Below are 6,249 nucleotides of genomic sequence, written 5' to 3' on the forward strand. Positions count from 1 at the left end.
ATAAAAAGAAGGCTTGAGCCGTATGATGGGAAACTGTCACGTACGGTTCTTAGGGGAGTTAGGGGCAGTGATGCCCCTCGCTTACCCGACTTAACTTCTTATATATAAAATATACAATACAAAAGACATGTTCATCAAAAAACTAACTTATGTATGAAACTCCTCAAAAAGTAAACTAATTTTTACTATACTTATTTATTTATATTGATTTAACCTCTTTTTAGTAATAAAATGTTTACTAAAGGAGGTTTTTCAATGATTGAAAGAATTGCTAAAGAATACATTGCTTTGATACCAAATATTTTTAACAGTTTTAGAGACTTAAACAAAAATTTCACTAAGTTATCACATATACAGAACCATGTAATTGAATTTGTATACATGCAGCAAAGAGCAATAAATATTAAAGACATTAGTATTGGTTTAGATATAGCAAAGCAACAACTAACAAAGATTATCAAGGATTTAGAAATTAGAGGATATATTGAAAAAGTTCCTGATACCAAAGATAAGCGAGCCTTCTTAATTTCATTAACGCCAACAGGTAAGGAAGTTATAAATCAAAAATGGACTAAAATCTATCAAAATTTCAGTGAAAATTTAATGAAACTAAATGATGAAGAACAAACAGATTTAAATTTTGCACTTCACAAAGTTAATATATTGTTAAAAAAAATGGAGGAATAATATATGGATCAAAGGAATCGAATTTCTATCTTGGGTTTAGGTGTAATTATGGGTGTAATACTTGGTTTAATCTTTAAAGATATGTATAAATGCTTGATTACAGGCATTGTTACAGCGTCAGCAATTACAATTATGTTGAGTCAACAAGCTAAAAAGATAACTAAAGGGTAGCATCAAATCAGGATTATACGGATTTACAATATGAATTTAAGCTCAATTTCTAGCCATTATAGTTTGAAATTAAGCTTTTTTATATGTTACATCCCCATCGCTATCAAGCTAAGCTTATGCAAAGTCAATTTTAGGCGAGATTATTTCTTTTTTCTAAAGGATAAGTGTAAGTGATTGAAAGATTTGCATACGAAATAAACCCTAACGGATTTCACTTTTTTGAATTAAGCAGCTGGATATGCAAATTTAGATGCTCAAATACTTGATAACCATTATGTAGTTAATATGAGAGCAACTTTTCTTCTTTGTGCGGAATTTGCTCGCCGTTTTGAGAACTCGAATATAGATGAAGGAAGAATTATTAATATGGCATCCGGACAAGAATTAGGGCCAATGCTTGGGGAATTAGCATATGCTGCAACAAAAGGAGCAATTGCAGCTTTTACTAAGTCTCTATCAGCGGAACTTGCTCCTTTAGGAATTACGATTAATGCGGTAAACCCAGGACCAACAGATTCAACGTGGATGACAGATGAAATTAGAAAACACCTTTTGCCTAAATTTTTAATGGGGCGTATTGTATGCCGGAAGATGCAGCGTGCATAGTGGCATTTCTTGCTAGTGACGATGCAAAGTGGATTACTGGTCAAGTTATGAACTCAGAAGGTGGATTTTTACGAAGTTAAATGAAGTAAAGGGTTTATAGTTGCCGTATTGAGTGTCTTTATGTATGTTGTAACCGCTCAGTATCTCGAAAATGTAGTATATACATGGAAAGTATATATTAAAATATTTGCTACAATATTAGTGATTGTTACTAAGTTAAATCATCTCGTTTACTAATGCAGCATTACCATACTACAATATTACTATTAATGACAGCAAAGATGATGGATGGAAGATGATTAACTAATCCTATTTTCCATAAGAAAGTAACACTATTTAATAAAATAGCTTATTTGAGTATAAATAATATAACGACTAATCCTGGCAAATTTAATTGGGAGGATTTTTTATTCTCCCTTTAAAGAGAGCAATAGAAGGTACGAAGAAACTTTGTGAACTACTCGCCACTTAGCAAAGCTTGAAGTGGGAGCTTCTCAGTTCCAAGACGAAAGCAACCTTTCGTCTCCCTGAGCGTTACTTCGGGGTGTTCCCCCCCTAGATGTCCAACGATTGGATGCTCTCAAGGAAATAAACTCAAAAAGAGAATTAATCTCCCAAATTTCACATAAGGAATCATTTGTTTTCTAAAAAACAATCCAGCATCTTTATCAACTCATTTTAGAATATTTAAACAATAATTTTATATACAAGCTCTGCATAAATTATTTATTTTCTTTTATATAAGACCTACCTTTTTACTTTTGATAAATAATTAGACATTGGATTATTATACATAAACGCCAAAACATGAGGTATTTTGTAGAAATTTGTCTATCAATATGTATGTACACCCTTTTGTAGTGGATATAGACTGTGAGGTGTAAGGAGATACCTTACAAAATAATGAAAAGGAGAATATAGAATGAGTAGATTAACAAAATTCTCAAAATTAGCATTTGCAACATTAATTGCGGGAAGTAGTTTAAGCGTCTTTATTTCGTCACACAGTGTACAAGCTGACACCTTAGATTATAATTACCAAGACACTGTCAAATTTGCACCATCTTCTAGTGCCACACAATCACTGGAACAAAAAAACACTATTGTTCCTGAATCAAAAGTTATTAAAAACCATTACGTAAAATACTCTAAAGCACATTTCCAATCTAAAGAAAGTATACCAAAAGAGATTTATTATTCTTCAGAAGGCTTTAAGGGCTATATACAGGCAAATACCGTTTGGGATATGGGAGATCATTTCGCAACGCTATATTCTGGAACCGTTATTCGATGTTAGAATTTTAATCCGATCTCTCCAAATGCTTATAATCAATAGCGCACTGCCAATACTGTAATATCTATTGTTCAAAAAAATAAACCACAAAATCTTTCAATTTCATGGTTTATCAAATATAAAGATAATGCTAATCGAATACTCTAACATTACCTTCCCCAAAGTTAATTATAGAGTATTTTCAAAAAAAAGACACTCTTGTAGTGTCTTTTTTATAGTATTTTGATTTGCACCCAACTTACTTTTTCTAAATTTGATAATTATGTAGCATCCTTACATTCATTATTCAATATTGAATATTGATATTCATCAATCCACTGCCTCTTTAGCAATGTAAAAGCGATACATACTGTAAAAATCACCTGCAAAAATTTCTTCATCTTACTCCTCCCGCTCTTATTGCTTTTCTTCCCCTACATCATAAAGAAATTGGACCGTTTTTTGAAATAAGGTTCATTTTTTAGTGATAGTGTGGCTCTTAATAATCTATACGAATATTTCATCTCTGATTTTACGATCACAATTTTTTATACATATGCAGGATTCCCTCTCTCATGTACCGAAACTCCAAGAGATACATTCCACTAATTACCATCCCTTTTCTTACTATCACATTTTGGAGGTTAAAACATGATAAAAAAACGGAACATACAAAAATCAGCACTTTCCTTTACCCTACTCTTTTCTTTAGGAATTTCATCTTTCCCGATTTCAACAACCATTCATGCGGATACACAGGAGGAGCAATCTACACAAAAGAAACAAATCTCTTTAACCGAGCGTACGACATTATTTTTTGAGTATCTCCAGCAAGGAAAATATGCAGATGCACTACAGTTAACTTCTGCTGCTTTTCAGTCAAAGTTTACTGCAAACACATTACAAAACTGGTGGACACAAAGTGGCGGAAGCGGGATAAAAAGCATGGGAACACCTGTAATAAAAGAGCGAAACTTGGTCCATCAGACTGTTGAAATTCCAGGAGTTATTGAAGGCACTACTATTCCACTACTCCTTAAATTCACACCTGGCGGGAAAGTAGATGAAGTTGGGGTAAAGACGCCCCAGAAATCTTATAACATCCCGCATCCTAGCTATGATCAACCTGATTCCTATCAAGAACGTGAAATCGTCATTGGAAATTCTACATACCCGTTACCAGCTACATTAACAGTTCCAAAACATAAGCCTGGCGAAAAGGTGCCTGTTGTTGTTCTTGTTCACGGTTCTGGTATGCATGATCGTGATAGTACATTTATGGGAACAAAAATCTTCAGAGACCTTACAGCGGGGCTTTCATCCAACGGGATTGCAGTGTTACGCTATGAAAAACGCTCTTTAGAACACACTTTAAAGATGAGTGCAGAACCTGCTACGTTAGACCGTGATACAACAGAAGATGCCCTATATGCAGCAAAATCAGCAGCACAGCAGGAAGACATTGATACGGATAACATTTTTATTCTCGGACATAGCCAAGGGGGTGGTGCGATGCCTCGTATACTAAGCAAAGCACCATCTTCATTAGTTAGAGGAAGTATTTTAATGGCACCACCAGCACGTCCTTTTACTGACATGCTCATTGATCAGTATCAGTACCTCGGGGCGCCAAAGGAATTTATCGATGAACTAAAAAAGCAATTCTCCTATATTGAGGATCCTACTTTTGATCCAGATCACCCACCAGCTGGTTATAATTATCCTTCTCCACATTTCATGTATGATGTGACTCGTTGGCGCCCAGTTGAGGAAGCAAAATCACGAAAAGAGCCTTTACTGATTCTGCAAGGCGCACGCGATTATCAAGTAACAGTAAAAGATGAGTTTACTAGATGGCAAGAAGGACTTTCAAACCGCAGTAATGTTCAGTTCAAAGAGTATCCGAAATTGAATCACCTTTTTACGGAGGGAGACGGGGGCTTGAGTCATCCTAGTGAATACGAAGTCCCTGCCAATGTTCCCGCATATGTCATCCAGGACATCGTTACATGGGTCAATGAGACAAAGAAATAAGAAAACAACAAAAGCCATCATGCAATCATTATTGCGTGATGTTTTTTTTGCTACTAGTGATTTCATCCAAGTTATACAGACATATCTATTATTCTCATTTTATATTTCCATGGAGAAGTCTCGTCACAACGACTCAATGCTAAGGTTTTGAAGTACCCCCTTAGCGAATTTTTTTGATTCCTTATTCCATTAGCTACCACTAGATACTTCTCCTTTACAACAAAGATCTTTTTATCACGCATGTTTATTTGCAATATTTAGTCTTTACCGGACAATCATTCCAATTTTATTACAATCTGAGCCATTACATTTCTCAAATCATAAAATTTCATTGTTTGGCTTTGTCGCAATAGCTGGTGCTTTCTTAACACCTACTATTGGTACATTGGCCGATAAAGGCAATATTTTTTCAATGACTAATGTATCAATTGTGCTCGTACTCTTATCTATTGTCCTATTATTAGATTTCTAAATGTATACTGCATTAAACGTTCATTAATACTATACAAACAGTGTTAACTATCTTAATTGAATATTAGTAATAGTAAGTATAAATATTATCAATTTACTATATATTACATTTATGTAAAAATAGATGTATGTTAAGCTTTTTCAAAATCTTTCCCCTAATAAAGATTTGAAGTAGCATTTCATGATTCTCCTTACTGTTAATATGCCTTGAAAAAGAACCCTATAGGGTTCTTTTTCTTCTCATTATATCCTCAGCAAGTCCTTATTTAACATACAAAAAGGATTGTCAATTACTTGAAGCCCTTTTTGCACGTTAATATACACTTGTATTAAGTACTTAACACTTTATTGTGTTAGGCATTCATACTAACTAAACATCCCATTATCATTTAGATATATAACACTTCAAAATTTAGAAGTATAGAATAACAAATCTTTCCCAGCTTCCAGCTACATAACTATTAGCTGTTAATTCTCTACCACTATTAGCTGATATAAATCTACCATTACTAAGTGCTTGTAATACATATATCCTATTGTCTCCACCATTATATAAAATAAATTTTTCCCATGCGCCAATTGATGTACGATCTGCTACTACTCTACCATTTGGCTCAAACGAAACATACTTCCCATTACTTTTTGCTTTTAAAGCGTACGTATATAATTCCCCAGTCGGAATTAATTCGAATTTCTCCTATTGGCGAAATAAGTAAATAAATTTCAATATTTAAAGGTTGGAATCTCACAAAAAAATTCATAAAAGTTATTTAACTGTAAAGGTTTTAACAATTGCAACCACATTTATTTAAACCCTCAAAATACTTTCTAAGCTATTCCCTAAAAGTCTTGTTTTCTATTGTAACTGAACTTGATTACTATTCTTTATATAAAAGAAAAGACGGAATCTTGAATTGAACTGCACCCCAATTGTTGGACACTAACTAACAATTGGAGGTGTTTTTTTATGACCAAATTTACTGCGGAGGAAAAAATAGCTGCTGTTC

4 protein-coding genes and 3 pseudogenes are annotated in these 6,249 nt (G+C 33.7%); 6 read left to right on the forward strand and 1 reads right to left on the reverse strand.

Annotated features, from left to right (window positions below; translation table 11 throughout):
• Positions 1-255: 255 nt before the first annotated feature.
• The 6 genes and pseudogenes from ACQKNR_RS29045 to ACQKNR_RS29070 form a co-directional block, all read left to right on the forward strand.
• Complete coding sequence (locus tag ACQKNR_RS29045; RefSeq protein WP_427322709.1) at positions 256-687, forward strand: MarR family winged helix-turn-helix transcriptional regulator; 432 nt, start codon at positions 256-258, stop codon at positions 685-687.
• Between the two features lie 3 nt (positions 688-690).
• Positions 691-858 (forward strand): hypothetical protein, encoded by a 168-nt coding sequence (locus tag ACQKNR_RS29050; RefSeq protein ID WP_427322711.1) that lies wholly within the window; start codon positions 691-693, stop codon positions 856-858.
• 237 nt (positions 859-1,095) lie between these two features.
• Positions 1,096-1,544: pseudogene (locus ACQKNR_RS29055) on the forward strand (SDR family oxidoreductase); the annotation flags it as partial.
• Between the two features lie 842 nt (positions 1,545-2,386).
• On the forward strand, positions 2,387-2,761 hold the full coding sequence (locus tag ACQKNR_RS29060) for a hypothetical protein (protein WP_427322713.1): 375 nt from the start codon (positions 2,387-2,389) through the stop codon (positions 2,759-2,761).
• Positions 2,762-3,388: 627 nt separating this feature from the next.
• On the forward strand, positions 3,389-4,771 hold the full coding sequence (locus tag ACQKNR_RS29065) for an alpha/beta hydrolase family protein (RefSeq protein ID WP_427322715.1): 1,383 nt from the start codon (positions 3,389-3,391) through the stop codon (positions 4,769-4,771).
• A 193-nt stretch (positions 4,772-4,964) separates the two neighbouring features.
• A pseudogene (locus ACQKNR_RS29070) lies at positions 4,965-5,231 on the forward strand (MFS transporter); the annotation flags it as partial.
• 423 nt (positions 5,232-5,654) lie between these two features.
• Here ACQKNR_RS29070 and ACQKNR_RS29075 read toward each other — a convergent pair.
• Positions 5,655-5,939, reverse strand: a pseudogene (locus ACQKNR_RS29075) (fascin domain-containing protein); the annotation flags it as partial.
• Positions 5,940-6,249 lie beyond the last annotated feature (310 nt).

The sequence above is a fragment of the Bacillus sp. NPDC094077 genome (assembly GCF_050279465.1).
GTDB lineage: Bacteria > Bacillota > Bacilli > Bacillales > Bacillaceae_G > Bacillus_A.

What these genes read in the sequence shown, in the direction of transcription:
- ACQKNR_RS29045 (WP_427322709.1), top strand. Translation starts at nt 256, where the DNA reads ATGATTGAAAGAATTGCTAAAGAATACATTGCTTTGATACCAAATATT.
- ACQKNR_RS29050 (WP_427322711.1), top strand. Translation starts at nt 691, where the DNA reads ATGGATCAAAGGAATCGAATTTCTATCTTGGGTTTAGGTGTAATTATG.
- ACQKNR_RS29060 (WP_427322713.1), top strand. Translation starts at nt 2,387, where the DNA reads ATGAGTAGATTAACAAAATTCTCAAAATTAGCATTTGCAACATTAATT.
- ACQKNR_RS29065 (WP_427322715.1), top strand. Translation starts at nt 3,389, where the DNA reads ATGATAAAAAAACGGAACATACAAAAATCAGCACTTTCCTTTACCCTA.